The organism is Arthrobacter sulfonylureivorans (assembly GCF_047607445.1).
Classification (GTDB): Bacteria; Actinomycetota; Actinomycetes; order Actinomycetales; family Micrococcaceae; genus Crystallibacter; species Crystallibacter sulfonylureivorans_A.
The window spans coordinates 85825-109453 of the sequence record NZ_JBLKRT010000005.1 but is presented as its reverse complement, the minus strand read 5'-3'; the positions used below and the strand labels follow the sequence as shown (position 1 = coordinate 109453).

22 protein-coding genes are annotated in these 23629 nt (G+C 66.7%); 13 read left to right on the top strand and 9 right to left on the bottom strand.

Annotated elements, in window-relative coordinates; genetic code table 11:
- The first annotated feature begins 33 nt into the window (after positions 1-33).
- A complete protein-coding gene (locus ACMX2H_RS03995; protein WP_414959067.1) occupies positions 34-1416 on the top strand; it encodes an amidase in 1383 nt (460 codons plus the stop codon).
- 195 nt (positions 1417-1611) lie between these two features.
- A complete protein-coding gene (locus ACMX2H_RS03990; RefSeq protein WP_414959113.1) occupies positions 1612-3015 on the top strand; it encodes a peptide MFS transporter in 1404 nt (467 codons plus the stop codon).
- Between the two features lie 78 nt (positions 3016-3093).
- On the opposite strand, the gene ACMX2H_RS03985 is transcribed toward ACMX2H_RS03990, so the two are convergent.
- On the bottom strand, positions 3094-3537 hold the full coding sequence (locus ACMX2H_RS03985; RefSeq protein WP_414959066.1) for a DUF4190 domain-containing protein: 444 nt from the start codon (positions 3535-3537) through the stop codon (positions 3094-3096).
- Positions 3538-3689: 152 nt separating this feature from the next.
- Here ACMX2H_RS03985 and pgm point away from each other — a divergent pair, with 152 nt between their 5' ends.
- Entirely contained in the window at positions 3690-5336 is a 1647-nt protein-coding gene (pgm, locus tag ACMX2H_RS03980) for a phosphoglucomutase (alpha-D-glucose-1,6-bisphosphate-dependent) (protein WP_414959065.1), read from the top strand.
- A 46-nt stretch (positions 5337-5382) separates the two neighbouring features.
- Here pgm and ACMX2H_RS03975 read toward each other — a convergent pair whose 3' ends face one another.
- Positions 5383-6771 (bottom strand): aldehyde dehydrogenase family protein, encoded by a 1389-nt coding sequence (locus ACMX2H_RS03975; protein ID WP_414959064.1) that lies wholly within the window; start codon positions 6769-6771, stop codon positions 5383-5385.
- Positions 6768-7727, bottom strand: a complete 960-nt coding sequence (locus ACMX2H_RS03970; protein ID WP_414959063.1) for an SDR family NAD(P)-dependent oxidoreductase — start codon at positions 7725-7727, stop codon at positions 6768-6770. The genes ACMX2H_RS03975 and ACMX2H_RS03970 overlap by 4 nt, the downstream gene beginning before the upstream one ends.
- 78 nt (positions 7728-7805) lie before the next feature.
- Here ACMX2H_RS03970 and ACMX2H_RS03965 point away from each other — a divergent pair, with 78 nt between their 5' ends.
- From ACMX2H_RS03965 to ACMX2H_RS03945, 5 genes are all read left to right on the top strand, one after another.
- On the top strand, positions 7806-9119 hold the full coding sequence (locus ACMX2H_RS03965) for a uracil-xanthine permease family protein (protein ID WP_414959062.1): 1314 nt from the start codon (positions 7806-7808) through the stop codon (positions 9117-9119).
- Between the two features lie 138 nt (positions 9120-9257).
- Positions 9258-9467 (top strand): dodecin, encoded by a 210-nt coding sequence (locus ACMX2H_RS03960; protein WP_136785578.1) that lies wholly within the window; start codon positions 9258-9260, stop codon positions 9465-9467.
- A 114-nt stretch (positions 9468-9581) separates the two neighbouring features.
- Positions 9582-9836 carry a hypothetical protein gene (locus ACMX2H_RS03955; RefSeq protein WP_414959061.1) on the top strand — a complete coding sequence of 85 codons (255 nt, stop codon included), beginning with the start codon at positions 9582-9584 and terminating at the stop codon, positions 9834-9836.
- 586 nt (positions 9837-10422) lie between these two features.
- A complete protein-coding gene (locus tag ACMX2H_RS03950; RefSeq protein ID WP_414959060.1) occupies positions 10423-11604 on the top strand; it encodes a cytochrome P450 in 1182 nt (393 codons plus the stop codon).
- Between the two features lie 53 nt (positions 11605-11657).
- A complete protein-coding gene (locus tag ACMX2H_RS03945) occupies positions 11658-12830 on the top strand; it encodes a sugar ABC transporter substrate-binding protein (protein ID WP_414959059.1) in 1173 nt (390 codons plus the stop codon).
- 316 nt (positions 12831-13146) lie between these two features.
- Here ACMX2H_RS03945 and ACMX2H_RS03940 read toward each other — a convergent pair whose 3' ends face one another.
- The 3 genes from ACMX2H_RS03940 to ACMX2H_RS03930 form a co-directional block, all read right to left on the bottom strand.
- The gene (locus ACMX2H_RS03940; RefSeq protein WP_414959058.1) at positions 13147-14079 is read right to left on the bottom strand and encodes an ABC transporter permease; all 933 of its coding nucleotides are present in this window, start codon (positions 14077-14079) and stop codon (positions 13147-13149) included.
- A 65-nt stretch (positions 14080-14144) separates the two neighbouring features.
- Positions 14145-15623: a sugar ABC transporter ATP-binding protein gene (locus ACMX2H_RS03935; RefSeq protein ID WP_414959057.1), complete on the bottom strand. Its 1479-nt coding sequence runs from the start codon at positions 15621-15623 to the stop codon at positions 14145-14147.
- A 387-nt stretch (positions 15624-16010) separates the two neighbouring features.
- Positions 16011-16199, bottom strand: a complete 189-nt coding sequence (locus ACMX2H_RS03930) for a ferredoxin (protein WP_414959056.1) — start codon at positions 16197-16199, stop codon at positions 16011-16013.
- 195 nt (positions 16200-16394) lie between these two features.
- On the opposite strand from ACMX2H_RS03930, the gene ACMX2H_RS03925 reads away from it, so the two are divergent.
- The 4 genes from ACMX2H_RS03925 (at position 16395) to ACMX2H_RS03910 (ending at position 20422) form a co-directional block, all read left to right on the top strand.
- Positions 16395-16853, top strand: coding sequence for an HtaA domain-containing protein (locus ACMX2H_RS03925; protein WP_414959055.1), 459 nt, complete (start codon positions 16395-16397; stop codon positions 16851-16853).
- 188 nt (positions 16854-17041) lie between these two features.
- A complete protein-coding gene (locus ACMX2H_RS03920; RefSeq protein WP_414959054.1) occupies positions 17042-18217 on the top strand; it encodes a cytochrome P450 in 1176 nt (391 codons plus the stop codon).
- Between the two features lie 157 nt (positions 18218-18374).
- A complete protein-coding gene (locus ACMX2H_RS03915; RefSeq protein ID WP_414959053.1) occupies positions 18375-18779 on the top strand; it encodes an ArsR/SmtB family transcription factor in 405 nt (134 codons plus the stop codon).
- Positions 18776-20422 (top strand): SulP family inorganic anion transporter, encoded by a 1647-nt coding sequence (locus ACMX2H_RS03910; RefSeq protein WP_414959052.1) that lies wholly within the window; start codon positions 18776-18778, stop codon positions 20420-20422. The genes ACMX2H_RS03915 and ACMX2H_RS03910 overlap by 4 nt, the downstream gene beginning before the upstream one ends.
- Here the strand turns inward: ACMX2H_RS03910 and ACMX2H_RS03905 are convergent.
- From ACMX2H_RS03905 to ACMX2H_RS03895, 3 genes are read right to left on the bottom strand one after another with little or no spacing between them, the layout of a single operon-like run.
- On the bottom strand, positions 20419-20931 hold the full coding sequence (locus ACMX2H_RS03905) for a hypothetical protein (RefSeq protein WP_414959051.1): 513 nt from the start codon (positions 20929-20931) through the stop codon (positions 20419-20421). The two genes, ACMX2H_RS03910 and ACMX2H_RS03905, sit on opposite strands and share 4 nt — an antisense overlap.
- Positions 20932-20958: 27 nt before the next feature.
- Positions 20959-22080, bottom strand: a complete 1122-nt coding sequence (locus ACMX2H_RS03900) for a glycerate kinase (RefSeq protein WP_414959050.1) — start codon at positions 22078-22080, stop codon at positions 20959-20961.
- Positions 22077-22880, bottom strand: a complete 804-nt coding sequence (locus tag ACMX2H_RS03895; protein WP_414959049.1) for a glycerophosphodiester phosphodiesterase — start codon at positions 22878-22880, stop codon at positions 22077-22079. Before ACMX2H_RS03895 ends, ACMX2H_RS03900 begins: the two co-directional genes overlap by 4 nt.
- Positions 22881-22928: 48 nt before the next feature.
- On the opposite strand from ACMX2H_RS03895, the gene ACMX2H_RS03890 reads away from it, so the two are divergent.
- Positions 22929-23624: a hypothetical protein gene (locus tag ACMX2H_RS03890; protein ID WP_414959048.1), complete on the top strand. Its 696-nt coding sequence runs from the start codon at positions 22929-22931 to the stop codon at positions 23622-23624.
- The last annotated feature ends 5 nt before the right edge of the window (positions 23625-23629 follow it).

Sequence of the window (23629 nt, the reverse complement as noted above, 5' to 3'; positions counted from 1 at the left end):
CCGCACCGGCAGGCGGGGCTACAGTTACGGGCGATGACTGCACTGCATGATTTGACGGCGGTTGCCCAGCGCGACGCCGTGGCCCGCGGCGAACTGTCGGCCCGGGAACTGACGGACCACTATCTCCGCCGGATCGAGGCACTGAATCCACGGCTCGGGGCCTTCATTACCGTGGGCGCGGACCAGGCACTCAAGCACGCGCGCGCCGCCGACGATCACCAGGCCCGGGGCGGGACGCTGGGCCGGCTGCACGGGCTTCCGCTCGCCTACAAGGACCTCACCGACGTGGCAGGCCTTCCGACCACGCACGGCAGCGCCGCCCTGGATCACCGGCCGGCACTGGCAAACCACCCGCTGGTGGACGTCCTGGAAGCCGCCGGCAGCATCACCCTGGGCAAGACCCAGGTGCCGGAGTTCGGCCTGACCTCCTATAGCGAGAACCACGTGGCGCCCCCGGCCCGCAATCCGCTGGACCCCACACTGAGCCCGGGCGGCTCCTCCGGCGGCAGCGCCGCCGCCGTCGCGGCGGGGATGCTGCCCTTTGCCCCTGGGTCCGACGGCGGCGGTTCGGTGCGAATCCCCGCGGCCGCCACCGGACTGGTGGGGCTTAAACCCGGACGCGGCCGGCTGCCCGCCGGCACCACCGGTGAGGACGCCGGCCAGCTGGTGGTGGCAGGACCCTTGGCCCGCACCGCAGCCGACGCCGGCCTGCTCATGGACGCCATGGCCGATGAGCCCTTGGCCCGGGCGGCCTTCGGGACCGAACCGGACTTCCTTGGCGCCGCGCTCCGGGCCGAGGGCCGTTTCCGGATCGGCGTCAGCACCGACTCCCCCTTCGAGTCCGCGTACCCGCTCTCGCTGGAGCCGGAGGCGGACCAGGCGCTCGAGACAGCGATGGAGTTGCTGCTGGGGCTGGGGCACGAGCTGGCGGACGCGGAGGTCCGCTACGACAACCGTTACCCGGAAGCCTTCGCCACGGTGTGGACCTCCGGCCTGGCAGGGCTGGAGCTGCCGGCCGGCCGCGAACCGCAGCTCATGCCGCTCACCCGGGCTTTCCGGCGCCGGGCCGCGAAGCGCAAGCCAGAGGCCCTGGCCGAAGCCCTGTCCGTGTTGTCACGCTTCCAGGAGAACACCCGGGCCCAGTTCGGCCGCTACGACCTCATGCTCACGCCGGCGCTGGCGCAGACGCCGCGGCCGGTCGGCTGGTACACCTCCACCGGCGCGGATGTGGACTACATGCGCCAGTGCCAATATTCACCCTTTACGTCGCTGGTGAATGTGTGCGGCCTGCCCGCCATTGCCGTTCCGGTCAGCACCACCGAGGAGGGCTTGTCCATGGGCATCCAGCTGATCGGCCGGCCGGGCTCCGAGGCCGCGCTGCTGGCCGTCGCCGCCCAGCTGGAGAGTGTGCGCTGACCCGCCGGAGAACCCGGCGCTGACCTGCGCAAACGCATTATCACCCGCACCCACGCGTGGCAAGGATATGACAATGCGTGTCGCTGAGTGTCAGAATTGAACACCGTGAGCAATACCGTGCAGTCCGGGAATCCGCAGCCGGAACAAGCAATAAAGTCCAGCCAAACCGGCAAAACATTCTTCGGGCATCCACGGATGCTGGCCAATCTTTTCTCCGTAGAACTCTGGGAGCGCTTCTCCTTCTACGGCATGCAGGGCATCCTGCTCTACTACATGTACTACTCGGTCGCCGAGGGCGGTCTGGGCATCGACGAAGGCATCGCCACCGGCCTGGTGGGCGCTTATGGCGGCGGTGTCTACCTCTCCTCCATCCTGGGCGCCTGGGTGGCTGACCGCATCCTCGGTTCCGAAAAAGTTCTCTTCTTCACCGGCATCATGGTCATGCTGGGACACATCGCGCTGGCAGTGCTTCCGGGCGGCGTGGGACTGGCCGTCGGCCTGATCCTGGTAGCCATCGGCTCCGGCGGCCTGAAGGCCACCGCCAGCTCGCTGGTCGGCTCGTTGTACAGCCTGAAGGACGACCGCCGCGATGCCGGCTTCTCCATCTTCTACATGGGCGTGAACATCGGCGGCCTGTTCGGCCCGCTGCTCACCGGCCTGGCCCAGGTGCAGCTTGGCTTCCACTACGGCTTCGGCCTGGCCGCGCTGGGCATGGCGATCGGCCTGACCCAGTACGCGCTGACCCGCAAGAACCTCCCCGAGGCCTCGCACCATGTGGCCAATCCGCTGCCGCGCAGCAACTACGGCAAGGTCGCTGGCGTGGCCGTGGCCGCCGTCGTCGTTGTGGTGCTGCTGGTGGCCTTCGGCCTCGTTACCGCCGAGAACCTTGCCCCGATCATGGCGTGGCTGGCGATCCTCGCAGCGGTCGTCTACTTCGTGGTGATCCTCTCCAGCAAGAAGGTGGACGGCGTGGAGCGCAAGCGCGTGTACGCCTTCATCCCGCTGTTCATCGCATCCGCCGCGTTCTGGGCGCTGTTCCAGCAGCAGTTCACCGTGGTGGCACTGTACGCGGACAAGCAGCTGGACCGCTCGCTGGGTGGCTGGGAGATGCCGGCCAGCTGGGTGCAGTCCATCAACCCGGTGTTCATCATTATCTTCGCCGGCATTTTCGCCGCCGTGTGGACCAAGCTCGGCCCCAAGCAGCCCAGCTCTCCGATGAAGTTCGCCCTGGGCCTGGTGGTCATGGGCCTGGCGTTCCTGGCCTTCATTCCGCTGGCCGGCGGCGGCGCCAACTCCACCCCGCTGCTGGCGATGGTGGGCATCCTGTTCCTGTTCACCATGGCGGAACTGTTCCTCTCCCCCACCGGGTCCTCGGTCTCCACCAAGCTCGCCCCGAAGGCGTTCCAGACCCAGATGGTGGCGCTGTTCCTGCTGTCCATCTCGCTGGGCACCACGCTGGCCGGCATCCTGGCCGGCTACTACGACCCGACCAATGAGGCACCGTACTTCGGTTTCATCGGCGTGGTGGCGATCATCCTCGGCGTCGGACTGGCCGCCGCCGTGCCCTCGCTGAAGAAGCTGATGGGCGGCATCCGCTAAACCGCACTGCAAACAACGACGGCGATGCCCGGGCGAGGATTGGCTCCTCACCCGGGCATCGCCGTCGTTAGGGCAGGACTACATGCTGCCGAGGATGCCGATGAAGATCAACAGGCACCAGATGCCGGCCACCGCGTAGCCCATGATCAGTCCGGCCAGCGCGAGGCTGCGGCCAGCCGGTTCCTTGCCGAGGGCGATGTGGCCGAACACGATGGCCAGGATCTGCGGGACGAAGATGAAGCCAAACGTCACCACCGAGACGATGCCGAGCACCAGCGCCGCAATGCTCAGGCCCTTCGGCTGGGCCTGCGGCGTGTAGTACATCGGCTGGTTGTAGTCCGGCCCGCCATACGGCTGCTGCCCGGCGTACGGCTGGGCGCCCGGACCGGGCTGGTAAGAGTACGGGTGCGGCGCCTCGGGCAGCGACGGCGGCTGGGACGGCACCTGGCCGGCATTAGGATCGGTGTACCAGCCGGGGTGCTTCGGATCGTTGAAAGGCGGCCTGTTCTCCGTGCCGGACATGCTCTGGATTCCCCCTGGGGTAATGTCGCTGCGCCATGCAGCTGTGATGCGGGTGCCATACCAGTCTAGGCGGGCGCCGGATGCGCGGGCGTGGCGGCCGGTTCCGTCACCGGACCGCTACCGATCTGCGGGTTTTTTGGCATGCTTGAGGCATGGCAAACCGTGCGGGCACCGTAGCCCTTCCCAGCGACCTTGTAGACCTGACCGCGCTGCGGGACGCCTACTTCGACATCAAGCCGGATCCGGCCGACCCGGTCCAGCGTGTGGCCTTCGGCACCTCCGGGCACCGCGGCTCGAGCCTGAAGGCCTCCTTCAACGAGGACCACATCGCCGCCATCACCCAGGCGATTGTGGAGTACCGCGCCGGCCAGGGGATCTCCGGCCCGCTATTCGTCGGCAAGGACACACACGCTCTCTCCGACCCCGCCCAGGACACCGCGCTGGAAGTCCTGGCCGGGAACGGCGTCACGGTGCTGGTCGATTCGCGCACCGGCTGGACCCCCACGCCAGCCGTCAGCCACGCCATCCTGACCCACAACGCCGCCCATCCCGACGCCCAGGGCGACGGGATCGTGATCACGCCCTCGCACAATCCGCCCGGCGACGGCGGCTTCAAGTACAACCCGCCGCACGGCGGCCCCGCCGACTCGGACGCCACCGGCTGGATCGCCGCGCGCGCCAACGAGCTGCTGGAGGCCGGGCTGCGCGGGGTGAAGAGGATGACGCTGGGGCAGGCGCAGTTCTCCGGTGCGGTGGGAACCTACGATTTCCTCGGCGCCTACGTGGACGACCTGCCGCAGGTGCTGGACCTGGACGCCATCCGCAATGCCGGCGTGCGGATCGGCGCGGACCCGATGGGCGGGGCCTCGGTGGACTACTGGGGCGCGATCGCCGAGCGGCACCGGCTGGACCTGACCGTGGTCAACCCGACGGTGGACCCGCAGTGGGCGTTCATGACGCTGGACTGGGACGAGAAGATCCGGATGGACTGCTCCTCGCCGTCGGCCATGGCCTCGCTGATCAACGCGGTGCGCGGCGGCGGTGCCGCCTATGACATTGCCACCGGGAACGACGCCGACGCGGACCGGCACGGGATCGTCACCCCGGATGCCGGGCTGATGAACCCCAACCACTACCTGGCCGTGGCCATCGACTACCTCTACACGCACCGGCCGGACTGGCCGGCGCAGGCCGCGGTGGGCAAGACGCTGGTGTCCTCCTCGATGATCGACCGGGTGGCGGCCGGGCTGGGCCGGCGGCTGGTGGAGGTGCCGGTGGGCTTCAAATGGTTCGTGCCCGGGCTGCTCTCGGGTGAGGGCGTTTTCGGCGGCGAGGAGTCGGCCGGGGCCTCTTTTGTCCGTTTCGACGGCAAGCCTTGGTCCACGGACAAGGACGGCATCCTGCTGGCGCTGCTGGCTTCCGAAATCAGCGCGGTGACCGGGAAATCGCCGTCCGAACTTTACGGTGGGCTGACCGCAAAGTTCGGTTCGCCGTCATATGCGCGCATCGACGCCGCGGCGACCCGGGAGCAGAAGGCTGCACTGGCCAAACTTACCGCCGCGGACGTGGCCGCCACGGAGCTGGCCGGCGAGCCGATCACCGCCAAGCTGACCGAAGCGCCGGGCAACGGCGCGGCCATCGGAGGACTTAAAGTCACCACCGAAAACGCCTGGTTTGCCGCACGGCCCTCCGGCACCGAGGACGTGTACAAGATCTACGCCGAGTCCTTCCTCGGACAGGACCATCTGGTACAGGTGCAGGCGGAGGCCAAAGCGATTGTGGACGCCGTCATCGCCTAGCGAGACACATCCGGGCTCCCCGCCTGCGGGGAGCCCGGGAATCCGGCTAGAGCAGTCGGCGGAGGATCCGGGTCTTGGCACCGTTGTACCCCGGATAAGCCACCCGCAGCGTGTCAAGCAGCGTCCCCTTGGAGAAGACCGGCCGGAGCTGGCTGAACGTATCGAAGGTGTGTTTGCCGTGATAGGCGCCCATTCCGCTGGCACCGGCACCTCCGAACGGAAGTTCCGGCACGGCCAGCTGGATGGTGCTGGCGTTGTGGCTGATGCTCCCGGCCCGGACCCCGTGTTCGAACCGGCGCCGCTCGGCAGCCGAGGATGAGTACAGATACGCGGCCAGTGGCACCGGACGGGAATTGATGAAGTCCATCGCCTCGCCAAGGTCTGCAACGGTCAGGACGGGCAGAATCGGCCCGAAGATCTCGTCCTGCATCACTGCGGCATCCGGGGAGACACCGGTCAGCACAGTGGGCTCGATGTACAGGTGTTCCCGATCGGCCCGTCCACCGGACGCCACCGTGCCGTCCGCCAGGTAGGAGGCCAGCCGGTCGAAGTGGCCTTCGTTCACTATGCGGCCGAAGTCCGCGCTCTTGGCCGGGTCTTTGCCGAACATCTCGCGGACTGCCCGGCCGAGCTGCTTCACCAGGGACGGCGCCAGCGCTTCGGTTGTCAGGACATAGTCCGGCGCCACGCAGGTCTGGCCCGCGTTCAGCAGCTTCCCATAGACCAGCCGGCGCGCGGCAGCGCGCAGATTGCCGCCCATCACGACGGCGGGGGACTTGCCTCCCAGCTCGAGCGTCACCGGCGTCAGGTGCTCGGCTGCAGCGCGCAGGACCACTTTTCCCACCTGCTCACCGCCGGTAAAGAAGATGTGGTCGAAGCGCTCGGCGAGCAGCGCCGTCGAGGTCTCCCGTCCGCCTTCGACCACGGTGACCGCCTCAGCGTCCAGGTATTCGGGCAGCAGGCGCGCCAGGGCCCCGGAGGATACCGGTGCCAGTTCGCTGGGCTTGAGGACAGCTGCATTGCCCGCCGCCAGCGCCCCGACCAGCGGTGCCAGAAGCAGCTGGACCGGGTAGTTCCACGGCGCGATGATCAGCACCACTCCCAGTGGCTGCGGTTCTGTGCGTGCCGACGCCGGAAGCAGTCCCAGCGGGACCGGGACGCGCCGGCTCCGGGTCCAGTCGGCAAGGTGTTTGAGCGCGTGTCCGGCTTCGGCGCGGGTGATCGAGATTTCGGTCAGGTAGCTTTCCAGGGCGTTCTTGCCGAGGTCACGCTGCAGCGCGGCGCTGAGCTCGGCTTCACGTTCGGTCAGCAGCCGGACCAAGGCCTGCAACTGGTGGCGGCGCCAGGCAAGGGGCCGGGTCCTGCCCGAATCGTAGGTCTTCCGGACCGCGGCAACTTTGTCGGCCACGGCGGGGGTGCCGGTTCGCACGCTCACGCGGTGGTTCCGCTTTCGCTATTGCCGGAAGGGCCGAGGTTGGCAGCGGGCGCCGCTCCCGGCTCCGGCGTCGGCCGTCCGGTGAAGTGGTCCATCGACTGGTACACCTTGAAGACCCGCCCGGCCACCACGTCCCACACGGGCTGCGGCAGAAGCCCGCGCAGCGCGCTGCCTAGCGGCACCGACCAGGGAAGCTGCACACGGGCTTTGCCCTCCATCAGCGCTGACCAAACCTTGTCGACGACGTATTCGGGTTCCATCAGCGGCGTGAGCAGCGGCCCGCGCGCACCTTCGAACATCCCGGTCTTGATGTAGCTGGGGATGAGCGTGGTCACCCGCACATGGCTGTGGCCTGCCTCCTCCAGTTCCAACCGGACCGAATCGCTCCAGCCGATCACGGCCCATTTGGAAGCGGTGTAGACGCTCATCTTGGGCACCGAGAGCGTCCCGGAGGCCGATGCGACATTAAGGATGCGGGCTGGGGTGCGCCGTTCAATCATCCGGGGCAGGAAGGAGCGGGTCACGTGCATGGGCGCCAGTGTATTGACCTGCATCACGGCGTCGATATCCGAGTCCGTGTGGTCCCAGAAATACTTGCCGCGCACAATGCCGGCGTTGTTGATCAGGACATCGGGCACATCCGCGTCGGACATCGTTTCCGCGGCCGTCCGGTTCACCTCCTCGAGCGAGGACACATCGAGCGCGTAGGGGTGGATCCGGGTTCGGCCCAGGGACTGGAGTTCGGCGGCGGTGGCTGCCAAGGCGTCGGCGTCGCGGTCCCAGAGGATAACGGCCTTGGCGCCCTCGCTCACCGCACGTTCTGCGTACAGCCGGCCCATTCCCATGGCTCCGCCGGTGATGAGTACGGTCCGTCCACGCACTGATATGCCCATGCTTGTCCGTTCGATCCGGGCCGCAGCGCAGCCGTCCATCTGCCGTAAAATATGTGCGGGCATGCAACATAGGCTGCGGCACGCTACGCACCGGTAACATTCTCCACGAACCACTCCCCTTTGTCGCTGGAAGGCACACGCATGAGCAGGCTGGGCACAGACTGGAAAATCCACGCAGATGGCAAGACCATCAAGCCCGGCAGTTTCGTCGCTCCCAACGAACGCCTGACGTGGCCGCGCACCATCGGCATCGGCGCCCAGCATGTGATCGCCATGTTCGGCGCCACCTTCCTGGTTCCGCTGCTGACCGGATTTCCTCCGGCCACCACGCTGCTCTTCTCCGGCGTGGGCACCATCCTGTTCCTGCTGATCACGGCCGGCCGGATTCCCAGCTACCTGGGCTCCAGCTTCGCGTTCATCGCCCCCATCGGCGCTGCCATGAACCAGCACGGAATCGGCGGAGCTCTCGGCGGCCTGATCATGGCGGGCGCCGTGCTCTTCCTGATCGGACTGATCGTGCACAAGGCCGGCACGCATTGGATCCATGTAGTGATGCCGCCGGTAGTGACCGGAGCCATCGTGGCCCTGATTGGACTCAACCTGGCACCGGCAGCCAAGGCCAACTTCGAGAAGGGACCCGTAACGGCGCTGGTCACGGTGGTGGCAATCCTGCTGACCACGGTGCTGTTCCGCGGGCTGCTGGGCCGGCTCTCCATCCTGGTGGGCGTGCTGGTCGGTTACCTGGTGGCCGTGCTGCGCGGGGAGGTGGACTTCTCCGCGATCAATGACGCTGCCTGGATCGGGCTGCCGCAATTCCACGCGCCGGAGTTCCATATCTCCGTGATCGGCCTGTTCGTTCCCGTGGTGCTGGTGCTGGTGGCTGAGAACATCGGCCACGTGAAGTCCGTGGCGGCGATGACCGGCCAGGATCTTGACCCGGTGACCGGCCGGGCCCTGATGGCCGACGGCCTGGCCACGGTGCTGGCAGGCAGCGGCGGCGGCTCCGGAACCACCACCTATGCCGAGAACATCGGCGTGATGGCGGCGTCCAAGGTCTTCTCCACCGCCGCCTACTGGGTGGCAGGTATCGTCGCCATCCTGCTCAGCCTGTTCCCGAAGTTCGGCGCTGCCATCGCGACGGTCCCGGTGGGGGTCCTGGGCGGTGCCGGTGTGGTGCTCTACGGCATGATCGGCATCCTCGGTGTACGGATCTGGGTCCAGAACCGGGTGAACTTTGCAAACCCCATCAACCTGTCCGTGGCCGGAGTGTCCCTGGTGGTCGGCATTGCCAACTTCACCTGGACGATTGGCGAGCTGAAATTCGAAGGCATCGCGCTGGGCACTGCCGCGGCCCTGATCATCTTCCACGGGATGAGCGCGGTGGCCAGGTGGCGCGGCACCGAGCCGGTGGACTCGGCGGAAGACGAGGGCGTCAAACCGTCCAAGCTCGGCTAACCGCCCTCCGCTGACGCGCCAACTCCCGGTGCCGCCCTGCTTTCGGGCCGCCGGGACCTAGACCGGGTGAAGGCCCGCCGCTAGCGTTGCAGACATCCTCGGGGAGTCCACCCCGGGGAACGTCCGCAAGGAGGAAGCATGGCCAACCACGTTTACAACGTCACGGAGATTGTCGGAACGTCGCCGGAGGGCATCGACGCCGCGGTCTCCAACGCCATTGCCGAAGCATCCAAGACGTTGCGCAATCTCGACTGGTTTGAGGTGAAATCTGTCCGCGGCCACCTCAATGAAGGCAAGATCTCGGACTGGCAGGTGACCATCAAGCTCGGCTTCCGGCACGAAAGCTAACTTCGGCCTCGACGAGGGCTTCCGGCACCCAACGTGAGCCATCCATCTTCCGTTGTGGCGCCGGACGCCTTCGCCCCCCTTGCGCCCGCGAACGCGCGCTGGTCTGCTGGAGTCATGAGCCAGCAACCAGATGACGACGGACTGCCGCGCGACGAGCACCTGCGGCAAGACGTCGACGCACCGGAAGCGGGAACGGAGTCGGTGGCGGAGTTTGACTGCGAGCAATACCCCTCCGGGCTGCTCAACGCCGGCCAGCGGGTACCGGGCCTGAGCCCGACAGGCGAATACCGCGAGCAAGAGGATCCGGACCACCGGAACGAACCTGGACAGGATGGCTTCGTGCCGCCCACATCCGAGCCGGAGCAGTAGCCGCTGCGGCTTGCTGACAAACCTTTCCCCCCCGCCGCTGACAACATGTTCCCCTCTCCCTGCGGCCTCTGCGCCGGCGGGGATGACGCCGTGTCGATAGGCGGTTGTTGGTCGTTCCACCGCTCCCGCTCTTCCATACAGTGCTGGGGCCGAGCGCGTTTACCCCCTTCTCGGGCCCGCTCGGCCCTTTTTTCATCGGCGTAGCCAGCGCCCAGGTTCAGCTCCGGGTGTAGCCATCGCATCCGTTCGGCAGTGGAGCGGCGCCGCCCTACTTCGCCGCAGAGTTGGGTGACGCCGTGGCTAGGCCATTAATCTCCCGGAGCCGCTGCCCAGCGCGTGCCCCCGGCTTCTTACGTGGCGCTCGGTAAATGTCGCACAACATTCTGTCAATTCTGTTGACTATGTAGTCAGCAGTGTGCCACGCTGTCGTCCAGTCGCCGGTGGACTCCACCCCCGGCGAAGCAGACCAGGGACCTTTTCGTCGCAACGTTGCGGCATCCCGCCACCCCGCGCAGCACTGAGCTCCTGCTCTACGCGAGGGCGCCGCCGGATCCGCGACGAGCCGCATCGTCGTAGGAGGACGGACATGCCAGCCGCATCCGGGGCACCACCAGCAAGCGTGAACATTTTCGACGCTCCGGACGATCCGTCGCTCTTGCGGGACCTGCGGGAAGCGGGCCCTGCGGTGTACGTCAAAGACCACAACTTCTGGGTGCTCACGCGATACGAAGAGGTGCGGGCGGCGGCCATCGATTGGGAGACCTATTCGTCCGCGGAGGGCGTTGCCTTACTGGACGCGGCCAACGACGCCATTCGCGGCGCCATCATCGCCACGGACCCGCCCGAGCATGACGTGATCCGCGGGGTACTCGCTTCACAAACGTCCCCGCGCGCCATTGCCAAGCTGCGAGAGCGGATCGCCAGCGAAGTAGATGCCATCACCGCAGAAGTGGTTGGCCGGGGCACCTTCGACGGTGTGGTGGATTTGGCCCGGGTCATTCCCGCCCGCATTGTTGGCGATTTGATCGGGATCCCGGATGAACCCCGGGACCACTTGTTCGCCGGCTCGGACGCGGTCAACCGCACCTTCGGCCCCGCAGACGCCCGCTTGGAAGCCGACATGCCGACCGTCATCTCGTTCCTTGACTGGATCGCCTCCGTCTCAAACCGCTCCAGCCTTCGGCCGGGCAGCTGGGGCGCGGCAGTCCTCGACGCCGTCGACGCCGGCGTCCTGACCGAGCACAGCGCGCAACTTCAACTGAATGCCCTGCTGGTTGCCGGCTTGGACACTACCGCCAACGCGCTGGGGGCACTGCTCCGGGTCGTGGCCGAACAACCGCACCTCTGGGAGGCCGTCAAGGCGGACCCATCGTTGAGCGCCGCCCTGTTCGAGGAGACGTTGCGGATGTGGTCACCCGTCCGGGGATTCTTCAGGCTGACCACTCGCGACGTGCAGGTCGGCGATGCGGCCATCCCGGCGGGCTCGCGTGTATTCCTCCACTTCCAAAGTGCCAACCGGGATGAGCGGCATTATGCCCATCCCGACGTCTTCGACATATCGCGCAACCCCGTCGATCACCTGTCCTTCGGCTATGGCGTGCACGGCTGCGTCGGCCAGGCCGTGGCGCGATTGGAAGCGCACACCGTGATCGCGTCGCTGCTGCGGCGCGTCGACAGCTTCGAACTCACCGGCACTCCCGAGCAGCGCGAACACCCACTGATCAACGGCCTCGCTCATCTGCCGCTTCAGGCGCACCCCATCTCATGAGGGCGTCAACCAGCCATCCCCTCGGGGAGAAAAGAAAAGAGGGAATGAAAAACATGAATAAACGAATCACCAAGGTGCTGCGGGGCCTGGTCGTCGCATCGGCCGCGGTCTCGCTCGCAGCATGCAGCGCCGGCTCTGATGCGGCGCCTACCGCATCAGAGCCGGCCCAGGAACTGTCACCAGCCGCACAGGCAGCCCAAGAGATCGTCGAGACCATTTCGCAGCCGGTTGGGGAGTTCACTGCTCCCGGACCTGCCCTCGAAGGCGTCGCCGACTTGTCCGGGTCAACCGTCTACTACGTCGCCGCGACGCTGTCTGTGCCGATGTTCACCGTCATCGCCGATGCACTCGAGGAGGCACTCGGGGAAGCCGGGGTGTCCCTGCAGGTTTGCGATGGCAAGGCCAATCCCCAGTCGATCGCCACCTGTATTGACCAGGCCGTCCAGGCCGACGCCGGCGCCGTGATTTCCGGATCCGTTCCCTATGAACTCGCCAGCGTCGCATTTGACTCGGTCACCAAGGCAGGCATCCCGCTGCTGTACACCCAGGTTGCTCCGGCCGGACCGGGCGACCCGAAGCAGGTGGGCTACCTGTCGCCCGACAATATTGAAATGCAGGCATGGATGGCCAACTGGGTCATCGCCGACTCCAACGCCACGGCAGATGTCCTGGCCGTCGGCCTGTCGGACACCCCGGCGACCAAGCTGTGGATGGAGCAGGGCGCACTCGCGACCTACAAGGAGAAGTGTGCTGACTGCAAGGTGACGTTCCAGGAGATCAACACCGGGCAGATGGACAAGCTGCCCAGCCAGATCAGCAGCGCCCTGGTGGCCAACCCCGGCATCACCCACATCCATGCCCTGGCCGACAGCCTGGTGCAGCCGATCCAGCAGGGTCTGCAGTCGGCGGGCATCAGTCCGGACGACGTCAAAGTGATCAGCATGGAAGGTTCGCTCGCGGTCATGCAACTGCTGGCGGACGGCCGCTTCATGAACGCTGAAGTCGGCACCAACCTGCAGGCGCTGGGATGGTATTCCGCGGACCAAACGCTGCGGATGATGAGCGGCCAGCCCAGCGTACAGAACCTGAAGTTCCCCTACCGGATGCTGTTCAGTCAGGAAGCCACCAAGGCGCTGACGCTGACTCCGGAAGCTGAAGCCTCCGGCGAATGGTACGGCGACGCTTCATTCCGCGAGGGCTTCACCAAGCTTTGGGGACTGGACTGACCAACCCGATGAGCGGTCGCCGTCGCAATTCCAACTGAGACAACCCGGACGAAGGGGGGTGTCCTGCAGCTTTTCGTGGCTGCAGGACACCCCCCTTTAGTTGCGCCGCCGTCGATGCAGTGGCCCACCGGGCTGCCAGCAGACCCTGTGTTCCGGCGCTCCGGGGAGCTGTGAATTCCTACCGGCTCGTAGCAACGGGGCGCCCTGCCTCAGCAGGCCCGAGGCACGGCGGGATGCCCGGCGCCGCCGGGCAGCGAAAAGCCACGGCCCGCCCCTCCTGGGCAGGCCGTGGCAATCTGCGCGCTACCGCCAGGTCTCAGCCGCGGACCCTGCGATGCAGGAGGAACGAGATGGTGACGGCGGCGACGAGGGCGACACCGAAGAAGACTTCGGTGACCCAGCCGGTCAGACGGAGCAACTGCAGGCCGAATACCCCGGTGAGCAGGAAGTATGCGGCAATCAATGTGCCCATGGGGTTGAACCGGCCAGGCACAACCGCGACGGTACCCAAGAAGACGGCCGCAAACGTGGGCATCAGCATCGTCGTTGCGGTGCCGGGGTTAAAACCGCCAAGGCCGGTGGCGATAACCACGCCCGCGAAGCCACAAAGCAATGCGGAGGACAGATAGGCTCCGGTGCGGACCCGGGAGACGGACACGCCCGCGAGCCGGGCCACCGAGCGGTTCGCGCCAACGAACAACATGTGCCGACCGAGCGGCGTCGCGCTCATGACATAGGTGACCACCACCGCCAGGACCAGGCCGTACCAGAACACCAGGGGGAGGCCGAGGAAGCGGCCCAGCGCCAGACCCGACAGCGTCGGGTCCATCCCGCTGACCGTCGTCTCCCCCGACAAAAGGAACGCGAGGCCGCCCGCCACGCTGGCAACACCGAGAGTCACCACCACGGAGTTGATGCCCACGCCGACGATCAGTCCGGCGTTGATCGCCCCGAATGCCAAAGCAACCACGAGGGCGGCCAGTGCCGCGAGCGGATACGGCCAGCCGTGCAGCACCACCAAGGCGGGGACCGTGACGGCAGCGATCCCGAAGATTCCTGCGAAGGACAGGTCGAACTCCCCCACCGCCATCGTGATGACCACGGCCAGGCCCAGGAAGATCAGCGGCGTTTGCTGCCCGAGGACCGCCCGCAGCGCACTCACGAGGCTGACGTCGCCGGGCACCGCAATGATGAGCACGATGATCATCAGCAGCCAGAGCAACACCAGGCTGTAGCGCTGCAGCACCATGGCCCAGACCCTTCGGAGCCGGGCGGGTTCCGGTCGGGCTTGGACCGGGGTAGTTGTTGTGGCACTCATTCCAGTCCTCCATCGGTAGCGCCGAACACTGCGGCGAGAATGTCTTCAGCTGTAAACGGTCGAACCAACTCCACGGCCACTTCCCCCTCGTTCAGTACAAGGACGCGGTCGCACACTGACACCAGGTCATCCGGTTCACTGCTGCACAGGACGACGGCGGCGCCATCGACGGCTGCTTGCCTGGTGGCACGCAACACCGAACCGCGCGCTCCGACGTCTACCGCCTGAGTCGGGTCATCAAGCACCAGAAGGCTAGGTCCTCCCAGCAGCCACTTGCCCATCAGCACCTTTTGCTGGTTGCCGCCGCTGAGGGTGGCGACCACCGCGCGCGGATCATGCGGGCGCACGTCGAAGCCGGCCAGAACAGCGTTGGTTTCCGACCGCTGCCACCGTCCGCCCGACCACCAGGGCCTCCCCTTCAGCTTGAGATGCGGGATCGTCACGTTTTCCTCGACGGTGAGCTCGGTAGCGAGGCCCTCGCCGTGGCGGTCCTGCGGGATGTAGGCGATCCCTGCGCGCAAGGCAGCCGACGGGGACGACGAACCCAGATCGAGCGTCCTTCCAGCCACCACCGCCTGCCCCTGGCCCTGGATGGCACCACCGATCAGGGGCGCCAGGCTGGACAGGCCGGAGTCGACAGTGCCCGTGAACCCCACTACCTCGCCGGGTCTAATCTGCGCGCTCACCCCGCGAATACGTCCGCCGCTGAGGTTTCGCAGCGCAACGCCACCGTCGCCTAAGGTAGCGGGCATCGAGCTGGCGTAATCGTCCAGCTCGCCGTTGTGGCCCAACACCAGCCGGGTGAGCGCCGCCTCGTCCAGTTCAGCCGTCGGCACGCCCATTTCCACCACGCTGCCGTTGCGCAGCGCCGTGACCCGGTCGGCTATCCGCAGCACTTCCCTGAGGTCATGGCTGACAATCAGCACGGCGGTGCCCTGGTCGGCGAGCAGCCGGATCATCCCGTAGAAGTCGTCGAGCGCCTCGTGTGGAATGGCGCGGGACGACTCGTCGAAGACAACAACGCCGCTGCCGGGCGTGCGCTCCTGGAGCGCACGTGCAACGGCGACGGCGACGCGTTCGCTTGGCTTGAGCGTTGCGACCTTGGCGTGCGGATCTATCTGGACGCCCAGAAAATCGAAGGCTTGCTGTACCGCCTCGGTATCCCGGGCCTTGTCGATCCATCCCGTGAACGGCCGGGTCGCATGGCGCCCCACCCGGACATTCTCACGCACGCTGAGGTCGTTCACCAGGCCAAGGTCCTGATGCACAAAGGCCAGGCCTTCCTCATGCAGGCCGCCAGGGTTGATTGGTGTGCCGATGCGGTGTCCGTCGACGAAGACTTCGCCACCCGGATCTGCTCGGTAGACGCCGCTAATGAGTTTGATGAGTGTCGATTTCCCGGAGCCGTTCTGTCCGACGAGCGCGTGCACCTCGCCCGGCTCGATGACCAGCTGGGCGTCGGCGAGCACCGTCACTCCCGCGAATGTCTTCGACAACCCGCGCACTTCGAGTCGTGCTGTTGTGCTCATCGCGGCATCCAGTCCCAGAGCGCGGGACCCGGGCCGTGAAGGCATGGGACCACCTGTGTAAACGAGTACTGCACAGCACCTCCTTGTGTGGCAGTCGCGCAACGCCTTAGTTGCACGAATTGCACTGTTTTTGACGCGCCCGACTAAGCCGCAGACGCGGGATCAGGAGCCTTGACACTCAGTTTGCGCAGACGCGGCACTGGGATCCGGTAGTTCAGGGCCACTGCCGTCCCGGATCCGTCGCGCTGCGACCAACGCATCAGCGCCTTCTCTTGGTGCGGGTCGCCCTCGCTGTACTCGGGAGACCCGTCCCGCGGCGGAGCCCGCCCGCCGTCATGCGAGCCGGAGGGCCGCCACGGGGCAGACGCGGACGGCAGCCTTAGCTGCTTCGAGGTTCGCCGCGTCTACGTCTTCAACGTCCACGACCAGTTCCCCCTCGTCGTCGAGGTGCATCAGCTGAGGGGCTGCTTCTTCACACAGCCCATGCCCCTCGCACCGCGCCCAGTCGACAACAATCTTCATCTTGACCTTCCTCGTATTGTCCAACCCGCACTAATACGGTTTGTGATCTTGCTTACGCTCAGAATACATATTGTCGTGTGAAAATTCACCCCGTAAAGCGACGCGGCGGAAACCATATCCGGGCGCGTTCTTGTAACGTCAACATCCATCACGTGCCTGGAACCGATCCGGACACGGCTAGTGCAGGGAGCAGTCATGGGCGCAGGAATACTCTGGCCAATCAAGACAAGCCTGACGGCCTACATCGAGTCGCTCGACGACGGCCGGATCGACCTCAAAGAGCCGGCAGAGAGGCGCCCGGAAGGTTTTTGGTTTCCGCTGCGGGAAGGCGAGGCCGCAACTGGCCCCGGCGGCAGCATGGAATTCGCCGGCTCGGTCAGATTGAGCGGACACTGGGGCATGCTCGACGTCGAATTTCAGGACCCACGATTGGACTTCGACGATGCCGGAGCGGTTCTGCTCATCCGTGAACGCGGCGGCAGCAGCCAGGAACGGTTCGTGGCCATCTCCCGGCTGACCCGGCAACCCGAGACATCGACGGGCCCGGCCAGCTTCGCCGCAGCCCTCACCGGCGAAGGCGCCTTCCTGCTGGGTGGCCAGTACCCGGCGGGCACCGCGCTGAGTCCGGTGATCCTCTACCCGGCAACCCCCTAGGCTGTGGCGGCAATGAATGCACAGAGCGCATAAATCACATTCAAAACATTCATTTGTGTTATGCGGGCGGAAGCCGTTGGATAGCCATAGTGGCGTCGGACACATGATCCGGGTCACGATCAATGCCCGAAGCCCGCACAAGCGCCTGCCGCTTGCTGCGCCCTCTACACGATGCGAGGTGCCACGGAATGGTTGCAGTGTTGCAGACGTCCGATATCGACCTTTGGTCCGACGAAGTGTTGCTCGATCCCTACCCGGCATTCACAGCACTGCGCGAGCAGGCCGCGGCGGTGCGACTTGAAAAGAATGACGTCTGGGTGTTGACCCGGTACCGGGAGATTCGTGAAGCCCTCGGCAACTGGGAGGCCTTCTCGTCGACTTCCGTCGCCTTCAATCCGGACATGAACGGCGCCCTGGTCGGCACCAGCCTGGCCACGGATCCGCCGCAGCACGAGGCCCTGCGAAGCGCCCTCACCGAGAACCTCGCCCCCCGCGCGCTGCGCAAACTGAAGGCCAGCATTGACCAGAAGGCCGACGATCTGGTGGCTGGCTTGGTGGAGCGCGGCTCGTTCGACGCCATCGGGGACCTTGCCCGCGAACTCCCGCTTCAGGTGGTGCTGGACCTCATTGGGGTGCAGGGCGACGTCCGCAACAAGATCCTGGACTGGGGGGCTGCGGCATTCAATGTGCTCGGCCCGATGAACGAACGCACCGCGCAGAACTTCCCGCTGGCCGGGGAACTGTTCCACTGGGCCACCACGCTTCAGCGCGAGGAACTTGTTGAGGGCAGCATGGGCCGGGCCATTTTCGACGCCGGTCACCGCGGCGAGATACCGGCCGCGAACTGCGGCAAGATCGTGCACCAGTACGTGGCGGCCGGCCTGGACACGACGATCGCGGCGATCGGCAACGCCATCGCGGCCTTTGGCGCGAACCCCGACCAGTATGAACTGCTCCGACAGGACGCCTCGCTCATTCCGGCAGCTTTCAACGAGACGCTCCGCTATGAGGCGTTGATGCACGCCCAAGGCCGCGGCACCACGAGGGACGTCGATGTTGACGGCACCGTCATCCCGGCCGGCTCCCAGGTGGCCCTCCTCTTCTGTGCTGGAAACCGGGACCCCCGTCACTACCAGGATCCCGACGCCTTCCGGGTGGAACGCAACCCGATCGACCACCTGTCCTTCGGGTACGGAGTGCATGGGTGTGCAGGGCAGGGCCTGGCCCGGCTTGAGGCCTTCGCGGTGCTCGACGCGCTCCGCCGCCGGGTGAAGTCGTTTACCGTCGGCGAGGGAGTGCGCAAGATCAACAACTCCAGCCGCGGCTTGGACAGCCTGCCCGTTCTTGAGGTTGTTCCGGCCTGAGCCGGCTCGGCCGGCACCGGCCCTGAGCCAATAGCTTCCCGTACGCCCGCACCCAGGCCCTGCAACAGGCCGGGTGCGGGCGTTTTGCATCGCCACAGCGGTACCCGCCTCCGTTATATGATGGACTCCTAAAGTAGTGAACTTCTGAAGGAATCCCGTGGACCGCTTTCCCGCCGCCGATGCCCCGTTGTATGAAGTCAAAGCGAATCTGTTCAAGGGGCTCTCCCATCCGGTGAGGATCCGGGTACTGGAACTGCTCGCAGATACAGCAGAGGTGACCGTGACCGAACTGATGCAGGGCACGAACCAGGAAGCGTCGAATCTCTCCCAGCATCTGGCAGTGCTGCGGCGATACAACCTGGTTGTGGCACAGCGGCGCGGCGTGCAGGTGTTCTACCGCCTGGCCTATCCGCAAGTGGCCGACCTGCTGACCGTGGCACGCAGCCTGCTACAGCAGCTCCTGCACACCACTACGCAGCAGCTAGCCGGCTTCAGCCAGCCCGCCGGCGAGTCCGTCCCGTCGACGGCAGGAGCCGCCGTCGAAGAGGCTCCGTTACGGTGAAGGCTTTGAAGGGAGCCTCCGCCCTGCTGCCTGGCGCTTCGGATTACGCCCAGCTTCCGCGCACGTGGAAAAACGACCTCATGGCCGGCATCACGGTCGGCATTGTTGCCCTGCCGCTGGCACTGGCCTTCGGCGTGAGTTCCGGCGCCGGCGCCGCCTCCGGACTGATCACTGCCATCATTGCCGGCATTGTCGCCGCGGTATTCGGCGGCTCCAACATCCAGGTGTCCGGTCCCACCGGAGCCATGGTGGTGGTGCTGGCACCCGTACTCGCCAACTACGGCCTCTCCTCACTGGCCGTGGTGACCCTGATGGCCGGGCTGGTGGTACTCGTCGCCGGGGTGCTGAAGCTGGGCCGCGCGGTCAGTTACATCCCGTGGCCGGTGATCGAAGGCTTCACGCTGGGAATCGCCGTCATCATCTTCCTGCAGCAGATTCCGGCTGCCTTCGGGACGGCGCCGGGCCCGAGTACGAACGCAGCGGTCTCGGCGATCCAGGCTTTGAGCACCGCGTCCCTGGCCAGCATGTTCTGGCCCGTTGTCCTGGTGCTGATCGTTGCCGCCATCATGCTTGGGGCGCCCAAGATCCATCCCCAGCTGCCCGGTTCGATCATCGGCATCATCGTCGCCACGCTTGTGGCCCAGCTGGCCGGGCTGGATGTCACCAGAATCGGCGCCCTGCCCAGTGCCCTGCCAGCGCCGTCCCTGCCATCCGTCGATTTCGCCATGGTTGCAGCGCTGGCCGGACCGGCCGTGACCATCGCTGCGTTGGCCGCCATCGAGTCACTGCTCTCTGCCCGAGTGGCGGCCTCGATCTCCGACACCGGGCCGTACGACGCGGACCGCGAACTGGTGGGGCAGGGCTTGGCCTCGCTGGCGTCCGGTTTCTTTGGCGGCATGCCGGCCACCGGGGCCATTGCCCGCACGGCCGTCAACCTCCGGGCCGGCGCACGCACCCGTGCCTCCGCCGTCGTGCATTCTCTGGTGTTGCTGGCGGTGGTCTATTTCGCCACCGGGCCGGTCTCGCAGATCCCGCTGGCCGCACTTTCCGGCGTGCTGATGGTGACCGCCTTTCGGATGGTCTCGCTCAACACGTTGCGCAGCGTGCTGGGCTCCACCCGGGCGGACACCACCGTCTTTATCATCACCGCGATCATCACGGTGTCCTTCGACCTGATCCAGGCCGTGGCCATCGGCATCGTGGCTGCGGCCTTCTTCGCCCTCCGGTCACTGGTCAATTCCAGCGGTGTGCACCGCGAAGAAATCCCCGGCCCCGCCCAGGACGGCGACGAGCAGATTGCGGTGTTTCGACTGGACGGCGCCCTCTTCTTCGGTGTGGCGGATCGTGTCTTGGAGCGGGCAGGCGCCATCCGCAACGTGCAGGTGGTGATCATCCGGATGTCTCAACTGCAGATCCTCGACGCCACCGGTGCGAAGGTCATTGCCGACTTGGTCACCGCCCTGGAGCGCCGGGGCATCACCGTGCTCATCAAGGGCATCCAGGACCGGCATCTGCAGCTGGTCCGCCGGGTGGGCGTCTTGGAATCGCTGCGGCACCACAAACACCTGTTCGGGGAGCTGGACGCTGCGGTGGACCATGCACGCAGCCACGTCCGGCGGAACCGCGAGACGCAACAGCCCTAGCCACGCCTCCGTCGCGGGGTTGCCGACTTCTTGCCATCAGCCGCGGCAGCAAAAGCGAACACCGTGGCTGCGATGGTCAGCGCCAAGGCGATGATGCCGCACGGGTTGCACAGCGCAGTGGACATCCCGAGGGCGGACGGACCGGCCAACAGCGACATGATGGATGCGCCGTCGCCGGCACCGCCGCCGAAATCCGGGACGGTGAAACCAAAGGCGATCGCCGACAGCCAAGCGAGCGCCGGCGCCACGACGGCCCGCACCGGAAGCACCACACCCCGGCGCGCCGCCTCTGCCAGCTTGAGGCCACTGAGCAACAGCAGTGCCAGCAGGACCGGACCCAGGCTGATGCCCAGCCAGAGCACCATTTGGCCGCCAATCCCGAACAACGCCCGTCCTGCCACCACCCACAGCGGCACCAGCACGGCCATCGGGAGGGCAAGCCAGAGCACCAGGGATGGAAGGAAGCGTTGACGCACTGCCGCGGAGGACGGGACCAAGGTACTGCTCATGCCCTCATGATAGGTCTGGCCGCTGGCTCAGGCCCCTTCCAGGGCATGCTGAGTGGCCAAGGTGACATAGCGTGCGGCGTGGGCCATCGCCTGCTCCTCGCTGCGGGCCGCGTCCACCAAGCTGGCGGCCGCCTGCACGCCGTGTTCGGCCAGCGTGTCCGGCGGCAAGCTGATCTGACCTGCCACGACGACGACGGGGATTCCCCGCTCGTGGGCGCGTCCGGCCACACCCAACGGCACCTTGCCAAACTCCGATTGCCGGTCCAGCGAGCCCTCGCCGGTCAGCACCAGATCGGCATCAGCCAGGGCGGTATCCAGCCCCACCAGGTCTGCGACGACCTCGAACCCTCGCTCCACGCCGGCACCGGCCAGGGCCATGAAGCCGGACGGGAAACCACCCGCCGCACCGGCACCGGCCACGTTCACATCGCGGCCGGTTGCCTGAAGCAGCAGCTGCGCCCACCGCTGCAGCGCTTCGTCGAGCAGCCGGCGCGAGACCGCATCGGCTCCCTTCTGTGCACCGAAGACGTGCGCGGCACCGTCCGGGCCGTACAGGGGATTCGCCACATCGGCCGCTATCCGGATGACGGTCTTGGCCAACCGCGGGTCCAGACCGGAGGAATCAAGGAGATGGGCGGTTGCCAAAGCCGCACCGCCGAGCAGGACTTCGGCGCCGCCGTCGTTGTAGATGCTCAGCCCGAGGGCGCGCAGCGCCCCGGACCCGCCATCCGTCATGGCGGAGCCGCCGACACCCAGCACGATTTCGGTGGCGCCGGCATTCAGCGCCGCCTCGATCAGCTGGCCGCTGCCGTAGGAATGGGCCGCCAGCGCGGACTGCACGCTGGGCTCGGTGAGCAGCAGCCCGGAGGCCCGCGCGGTTTCAATGACGGCGGTCTTGCGGTCCGGGCCTTCCAGCAAGGCCCAGGATGCAGTCACTTCGCGGTCCAACGGTCCGACAACGCGGTCGGTGTGCTCCACGGCACCGGCGGCCAGGGCGGCCTCCAAGGTGCCCTCGCCGCCGTCGGCCATGGGAAGCAGCTGGACGTGCGCGTCCGGATAGACCCGCAGCACGCCGTCGGCCATCGCATTGGCAGCCTCGCCCGCCGACAGCGTTCCCTTGAACTTGTCCGGTGCGATCAGGACCTTCATGTTGACTCCCTCTGCGGCCAGCCGCCGCGTTCGGCCATCACCTCGGCCAGAATGTCGGCACGATCGGAGATCAATCCGTCCACGCCCAGCGCCAGCAGCCGCAGCATCTCGGCGCGCTCATTGATGGTCCAGACATGCACCTGGAGGCCGGCGCGGTGGCACCGGCGCACGAATCCCTTCGTCACCACGGTAAACCGGCCGTACTTCACCGGCACCTGCACGGCCTGCACCCGGAGCAGTCTTGCCAGCTGTCTCGCCAGCCCGACGAAGCCCAAGAGATAAATTCCTACGATTGCATATACGCCTGCAGAACCCGCGACCGGACGGCTAAGGCCGCGCAGCACACGAAAGCGGCGGCGGTCGGAGAAGGACGCAACCAGCACGCGGTCATGTGCTCCGTGGGCTTCAATCAGCCGGGCCAGTTCGTCCGCCGCGGCCATGTCTTTTACATCCACGTTGAGGCATACGTCCGGCCAGGCGGTCAGCAACTCCTCGAACCTGGGAATCGGCTCCCCGGAGATGCGCACCTGCGCCAGCTGTCCGGCCGTATGCGCGGCCAGATCGCCGCGGCCGTCCGTAGTGCGTTCCAGCGTCGGATCATGGAACGCCATCAGCATGCCGTCGCTGGTAGCCCGGACGTCGGTTTCCAGATAGCGGAAGCCCAAATCGACGGCGGCCCGGAACGCGGCCATCGAGTTTTCCTGTCCGGCCAGCGAAAAACCCCGGTGGGACAATGCCAGCGGCCGGCTCTGCCCGGAACCGGGAAACGTAGGATTGAGGTACGGGCTGGCACTGCTCACACCCGGTACTCTACCGGCCCGCCCACCGTTGCCGACCAGGAGGAATTCATGCGCGTTGCCCTTGTGCAGGCTGCCGGTCTGCACGGCGATGGCGCAGCGGTGCGCAGCCAGCGCTGGCTGGAACAGGCGGCCGGACTGGGCGCCGAGCTGCTGGTCCTGCCCTCGGGTTTCCCGCCGGCCTTCCGCCGCGAGCTCGGCAGGCTTGCGGCACACCACGGGGTGGCCGCTGCCGCTGGCACCGACACCGGCGCTGGGAACCGCGCGGGCACGGGGACGGAACTCTGGCTGCTGGACGCCGCCGGCGAGCTCCAGGCCTGCACGGACTCAACCGCTGTGGTGCCACTGAATGGGCGGCTGATCAATCTCGCTACCGAGGACGATGCCGGTTCAGCCACCGGGGACACCGTCCGCCGGACCGGCCGGTCGGTATCCGACGAGGGCGCCCAACTGCTCGTGGTGTCCGGCGGCAGCGCCGGACGGGGCGGCTGGTTTCGGGCATTGGCCCGCCAGGGCGGATCTGGGCAGGCCGTGGCGTGGAACGGCCCGGGGCGCAGCTTCATTGCCGCACCGGGCACCGGAGTATCCGCGGAGGCGGGCCTCTTCGAAGAATTGATTTTTGCCGACCTGGCCCTGTCCGCAAGGCAGCGGACCGTCGGCCCCAGCTGGTTTGCCCGCCGGTATCTTTCCGAAGGACCCGACAGCCGGCCGCAGGCCGCGGCGGTCGGAGTGGGCCGCGGCTCCTAAACCGC

What these genes read in the sequence shown, in the direction of transcription:
- ACMX2H_RS03995 (WP_414959067.1), top strand. Translation starts at nt 34, where the DNA reads ATGACTGCACTGCATGATTTGACGGCGGTTGCCCAGCGCGACGCCGTG.
- ACMX2H_RS03990 (WP_414959113.1), top strand. Translation starts at nt 1,612, where the DNA reads ATGCTGGCCAATCTTTTCTCCGTAGAACTCTGGGAGCGCTTCTCCTTC.
- ACMX2H_RS03985 (WP_414959066.1), bottom strand. Translation starts at nt 3,537, where the DNA reads ATGTCCGGCACGGAGAACAGGCCGCCTTTCAACGATCCGAAGCACCCC.
- pgm (WP_414959065.1), top strand. Translation starts at nt 3,690, where the DNA reads ATGGCAAACCGTGCGGGCACCGTAGCCCTTCCCAGCGACCTTGTAGAC.
- ACMX2H_RS03970 (WP_414959063.1), bottom strand. Translation starts at nt 7,727, where the DNA reads ATGCCCGCACATATTTTACGGCAGATGGACGGCTGCGCTGCGGCCCGG.
- ACMX2H_RS03965 (WP_414959062.1), top strand. Translation starts at nt 7,806, where the DNA reads ATGAGCAGGCTGGGCACAGACTGGAAAATCCACGCAGATGGCAAGACC.
- ACMX2H_RS03960 (WP_136785578.1), top strand. Translation starts at nt 9,258, where the DNA reads ATGGCCAACCACGTTTACAACGTCACGGAGATTGTCGGAACGTCGCCG.
- ACMX2H_RS03955 (WP_414959061.1), top strand. Translation starts at nt 9,582, where the DNA reads ATGAGCCAGCAACCAGATGACGACGGACTGCCGCGCGACGAGCACCTG.
- ACMX2H_RS03950 (WP_414959060.1), top strand. Translation starts at nt 10,423, where the DNA reads ATGCCAGCCGCATCCGGGGCACCACCAGCAAGCGTGAACATTTTCGAC.
- ACMX2H_RS03945 (WP_414959059.1), top strand. Translation starts at nt 11,658, where the DNA reads ATGAATAAACGAATCACCAAGGTGCTGCGGGGCCTGGTCGTCGCATCG.
- ACMX2H_RS03940 (WP_414959058.1), bottom strand. Translation starts at nt 14,079, where the DNA reads ATGGTGCTGCAGCGCTACAGCCTGGTGTTGCTCTGGCTGCTGATGATC.
- ACMX2H_RS03930 (WP_414959056.1), bottom strand. Translation starts at nt 16,199, where the DNA reads ATGAAGATTGTTGTCGACTGGGCGCGGTGCGAGGGGCATGGGCTGTGT.
- ACMX2H_RS03925 (WP_414959055.1), top strand. Translation starts at nt 16,395, where the DNA reads ATGGGCGCAGGAATACTCTGGCCAATCAAGACAAGCCTGACGGCCTAC.
- ACMX2H_RS03920 (WP_414959054.1), top strand. Translation starts at nt 17,042, where the DNA reads ATGGTTGCAGTGTTGCAGACGTCCGATATCGACCTTTGGTCCGACGAA.
- ACMX2H_RS03905 (WP_414959051.1), bottom strand. Translation starts at nt 20,931, where the DNA reads ATGAGCAGTACCTTGGTCCCGTCCTCCGCGGCAGTGCGTCAACGCTTC.
- ACMX2H_RS03900 (WP_414959050.1), bottom strand. Translation starts at nt 22,080, where the DNA reads ATGAAGGTCCTGATCGCACCGGACAAGTTCAAGGGAACGCTGTCGGCG.
- ACMX2H_RS03890 (WP_414959048.1), top strand. Translation starts at nt 22,929, where the DNA reads ATGCGCGTTGCCCTTGTGCAGGCTGCCGGTCTGCACGGCGATGGCGCA.